Origin of the sequence: Pseudomonas cyclaminis, assembly GCF_015163715.1 — a bacterium.
GTDB classification, from domain to species: domain Bacteria; phylum Pseudomonadota; class Gammaproteobacteria; order Pseudomonadales; family Pseudomonadaceae; genus Aquipseudomonas; species Aquipseudomonas cyclaminis.
In genome coordinates, this window is sequence record NZ_JADDUM010000210.1 from 1 (window position 1) to 4,111 (window position 4,111).

Annotated in this window: 4 protein-coding genes; 1 reads left to right on the forward strand and 3 read right to left on the reverse strand. The window is 61.9% G+C overall.

Annotated features, from left to right (window positions below; all coding sequences use genetic code 11):
• Positions 1–43 precede the first annotated feature (43 nt).
• Positions 44–1,570 carry an AhpA/YtjB family protein gene (locus IQK56_RS23965; protein ID WP_122305488.1) on the reverse strand — a complete coding sequence of 509 codons (1,527 nt, stop codon included), beginning with the start codon at positions 1,568–1,570 and terminating at the stop codon, positions 44–46.
• Positions 1,571–1,703: 133 nt separating this feature from the next.
• Here IQK56_RS23965 and serB point away from each other — a divergent pair, with 133 nt between their 5' ends.
• A complete protein-coding gene (gene serB, locus IQK56_RS23970; RefSeq protein ID WP_122305487.1) occupies positions 1,704–2,918 on the forward strand; it encodes a phosphoserine phosphatase SerB in 1,215 nt (404 codons plus the stop codon).
• 59 nt (positions 2,919–2,977) lie between these two features.
• Here serB and asd read toward each other — a convergent pair whose 3' ends face one another.
• On the reverse strand, positions 2,978–3,838 hold the full coding sequence (gene asd, locus IQK56_RS23975) for an archaetidylserine decarboxylase (protein ID WP_122308464.1): 861 nt from the start codon (positions 3,836–3,838) through the stop codon (positions 2,978–2,980).
• 15 nt (positions 3,839–3,853) lie between these two features.
• A partial coding sequence (locus tag IQK56_RS23980; protein ID WP_279649419.1) for a rhodanese-like domain-containing protein occupies positions 3,854–4,111 on the reverse strand: 258 nt, incomplete at its 5' end.

The window sequence follows — 4,111 nt, forward strand, 5'->3', positions numbered from 1 at the left end:
GCATTGGGGCAAGCCCCCTCTCACATTAGCCCGGCAGTGTGCTTCAGGGCTTGCGGGTCTCATGCATCCGCGCCAACTGACGCTCCAGCATCGACGGGTACGGTTCCATCAATCGCTCCACACAGCTGGCGCCTTCAGGGCTGGCAATCGGGCGGATGCGGGCGCGTTGGCGGATCAGCGTGTCTTCGCTGATCTTGCGCTCCACCAGCAGCAGGTTGCGGCTGTGTTGCGACAGGGCCAAGGCGTCCTGGGCGATCTCGGTCAGCAGCAGATCGATCTGGCTCATGCCGAACAAGTCGTCACCCACCGTCAAGCCAAGCTGCAGTTGCAGGGTGATGCCGCTGTCCGCCACTTCGATCTGCAGGGCATGGCCCAGGGCGCGCAGTAACTCGCCGCAGCAGATGGCGTTGGTCAGGTAGTCTTCGCCGCTGTCTTCGCTGTGGAACAGCATCAGCGTGCTGCCATCGTTCAGGGTGTGCAGTTCGCTCTGGTACAGCGAGGCGGCCTGGTCGAGGCAATCGCGGTAACGTTCCAGCAATTCGGTCAGGCGTGCGCGGGGCAGGCGGCGCAGTTGGTCCTGGGCACCGAGTTGCACGGCCAGTACGGCGCTGTGCTGGGGCTCGGTGTTCCTTGCCGGTACCGGCTTTGGCGCGATGGCCGGGCTGCTGACCGAGGTGTCGCGCAGGTCGGCGAAGGGGTCTTCGTCGTCCAGCTCGTCTTCTTCGGCCTGGATTACCTTGCGCGTAGCGGGTTTGAGGCCTGCCACCGGTGCGCTCTCATCGAAGCCTGGATCACGCAGGTCGCGCACTTCAAACTCGGGTTCGTCGTCGTAATCGGTGTCGTCGAACTCAGGCTCCGGTTCAGCCTTGGGCGCTGGCTCCGGGGCGAAGCTGGCGTGCAGTTGGCGGGCGAGGTCGCCGATTTCATCCTGGCGGTCGGTGGCCGGGGTATGTTCGTCGATATCCCGCAGCCAGATGCGCAGTTGCATCAAGGGCGTGGAGATATGCCGGCCCAGGCGCAGGCTCAAGGCCAGTGCCAGTGCCAGCAGGATCGCGCTGAGGATGCCCATGCTTTGCAGGCTGATGGTCATCGGCTGCTGGAATTGCTGCATGTCCAGGCTGATGCGCAGTTGGCCGGCCTTCACATCCTGGAATGTGATATTGCTCTGGTACAGGCCTTCGGCTTCACCCAGCAGGCCATTTTTCGGGCGCTGCCCGGCTTCGGCCATGATGCGGTTGTCCACGCTGTAGATCGCGGCGTGAGCCACCAGCGGGTTCTTGGTCAGGTTGTTGAGCAGCACGTTGAGGCTGAGGATGTCGTTGGACACCAACAGCTCAGTCGCCGAGGTGGCGGTCTGGGTGGTCAGGCTCTCGCCCAGGGCGTCGGCTTGCTCGTGCATGGCCTGCTTGAACTGCAAACCCATCACGCAGGCGTAGATCACCAGGGCCAGGGCGACCAGGATCACGTTATGGCTGGCGATGCGTAATGCGATCGGTACACGGCGGTGGCGCAGTGCCCGGAAGATCAGCAGGAAGAAGTTATCGGTTTTTACTGGCGTGGGCCGGTTCACTTGCGCTCGGCTCTCGGTCCGTGAAGTTGACGCGCAGTATAGCGACAGGCCCAAGACCGGCAAAGCGCTGGCTGTGCCCGATGGTCACTGAAAGTGGGTAGAATGCGGTTTTTTTCCAGCCTGGGGGTGCGCCTTGCGCGAAATTGTCCTGATTAACATCACTGGCGAAGACCGTCCGGGTCTTACCGCTGCCATTACCGGTGTGCTGGCCCAGGGTGGTGTGAACATTCTCGACATCGGCCAGGCGGTGATCCACGACACCCTGTCGTTCGGCATCCTGGTGGAAATCCCTAGCACCGAGCAGGCCTCGTCGGTGCTCAAGGACATCCTCTTTACCGCGTACAAGCTCGACCAACAGGTGCGTTTCACCCCGGTGTCCGAAGAGGATTACCAGCACTGGGTGGCCGGCCAGGGCAAGAAGCGCCATATCGTTACGTTACTGACCCGCAAGGTCACCGCCGAACAGCTGCAGCGCGTCAGCTCGATCACGGCGCAGTACGGCCTGAATATCGATCATATCGACCGTCTGTCGGGCCGCATGCCCCTGGACACGCCTGCTGACCAAGGCAAGGGCTGCATCGAGTTCTCCGTGCGCGGCGAACCGGCCGACCCGCAGGCCCTGCGCGCAGAATTCCTCAGCGTGGCCCAGGAACTGAATGTCGACATCGCCTTCCAGGAAGACTCGCTGTTCCGTCGTAACCGTCGCCTGGCGGTGTTCGACATGGACTCCACGCTGATCGAAGCTGAAGTCATCGACGAACTGGCCAAGGCCGCGGGCGTGGGCGAGCAGGTTTCGGCGATCACCGAACGCGCCATGGCCGGTGAGCTGGACTTTCGCGCCAGTTTCAAAGAGCGTCTGGCGCTGCTCAAAGGCCTGGATGTCAGCGTGCTGGACTCTATCGGTGCCTCGTTACGCCTGACCGAAGGCGCCGAAACCCTGTTCGCCGAACTCAAGCGCCTGGGCTACAAGACTGCGATCCTGTCCGGCGGCTTCACCTACTTCGCCAAGCAATTGCAGGCCAAGCTGGGCATCGACTATGTGTTCGCCAACGAGCTGGAAGTGGTGGATGGCAAGGTGACGGGCGTGGCGGTGGAGCCGATCGTCGATGCGCAGCGCAAAGCGGATCTGCTGAAGGAATTGGCCCACAAGGAAGGTTTGCGTCTGGAGCAGACCATTGCGGTCGGCGACGGGGCGAATGACCTGCCGATGCTGGCGATTGCCGGGTTGGGTGTAGCGTTCCGTGCCAAGCCGTTGGTCAAGCAATCGGCCAAGCAGGCGATTTCGACGTTGGGGCTCGATGGCGTGCTGTATCTGCTCGGCTTTCGCGACCGCGACGGTCAGCTCTAACGGGCGAAACTCGGTCAAAAATGTGGGACGGGGCTTGCCCTCCCACATTGGGTTCTACATCAGGCTTTAGGTAAAGCCATGCCTTGGCCCATCTGCACAGGCGAACCCGCCAGCAGTTCTTCAGACCACTTAACCTGATCCGGCCCGAACAGCACAATCGCGGTCGAACCCAGCTTGAAGCGGCCCAGCTCCGCGCCTTTCTCCAGGTGAATCGGCGCACGTGCGGCTTCGTCGTAGCGGAAGGTTTTCAGCTCGCGCTTCGGTGGCGTCACCAGGCCAGCCCATACGGTTTCAATCGACGCGACGATCATCGCGCCCACCAATACCACAGCCATCGGCCCACGCTCGGTGTCGAAGATGCAGGCAACGCGTTCGTTACGCGCAAACAGCTCCGGCACATTTTCGGCGGTGGTCTGGTTGACCGAGAAGATGCGGCCCGGGATATAGACCATTTCCCGCAGGGTGCCGGCCAGTGGCATGTGCACGCGGTGGTAGTCCTTGGGCGACAGATAAACCGTCGCAAAATCCCCGCCCATGAACGGTGCTGCTACAGCCGCATCGCCACCCAGCAACTCCAGCACGCTGAAGCTGTGGCCTTTAGCCTGGAACACACGACCATGCTCAATCGGACCCAACTGGCTGACCGCACCATCGGCCGGGCTGAGCACTGCGCCTGGAGTTTGGTCCAGTGGGCGCGCACCCTCTTTGAGGGCACGGGTGAAGAAGGCGTTGAAATGCTCGTAGGCGGTCACGTCTTCAACCAGCGCCTGGGACATGTCCACCTGGTAGCGCTTGGCGAACCAGGTGGTGAAGGCGTTCTTGAACCAGCGCACGCGGCACTCGGCAATGCAGCCCGCCAGGCGCGACAGCAGGTGGTGCGGCAGCAAGTACTGGCTGAGGATAAACAACTGCTTTTTCATAACTGTCCTTAAACCTTAAATCTCAACGGGGGTGTCGGGGTGGTTGCCCCATTCGCCCCAGGAACCGGCATAACCTTTGACTCGCGGATAACCGAGCGCCTTGGCCACCAGGTAGGTGAAGCCAGAGCGGTGGTGAGTCTGGCAGTGGGTGATGATTTCTTTATCTTTCGTCAGCCCGAGGTCTTCGAGGATTTGCGGCATGTCGCGGCGGATGCGCAGGTTGCGTGCCTTGTCCATGCCGGCGGTCCACTCGAAATTCACCGCGCCGGGGAT

Coding starts and splice junctions, on each gene's coding strand:
- asd (WP_122308464.1), bottom strand. CDS start 3,838: ATGAAAAAGCAGTTGTTTATCCTCAGCCAGTACTTGCTGCCGCACCAC.